1 protein-coding gene is annotated in these 291 nt (G+C 71.1%); it reads left to right on the plus strand.

Annotated elements, in window-relative coordinates:
• A partial coding sequence (locus tag IF04_RS36370) for an ATP-binding protein (RefSeq protein ID WP_037961942.1) occupies window positions 1–291 on the plus strand: 291 nt, incomplete at both ends.

The following is a 291-nucleotide window of genomic DNA, read 5'->3' on the forward strand; positions in this document are numbered from 1 at the left end:
AGAGGTCCCCGAGCTGTACGACTCCGCCGTCCGCGAGGCCGTCGCCGCCTTCGGCCGCGGCGAGTGCTTCGTGGAGCGCTACCTGGACCGCCCCCGGCATGTGGAGACCCAGTGCCTGGCCGACAAGCACGGCAACGTGGTCGTGGTCTCCACCCGGGACTGCTCGCTGCAGCGCCGCCACCAGAAGCTGGTCGAAGAGGCGCCCGCGCCGTTCCTTTCCGAGGAGCAGAACGCCGAGCTCTACCGCGCCTCCAAGGCCATCCTGAAGGAGGCCGGCTACGAGGGCGCCGG

It is taken from the genome of Streptomyces violens, from assembly GCF_000717745.1.
In the GTDB taxonomy this organism is placed as follows: domain Bacteria; phylum Actinomycetota; class Actinomycetes; order Streptomycetales; family Streptomycetaceae; genus Streptomyces; species Streptomyces violens.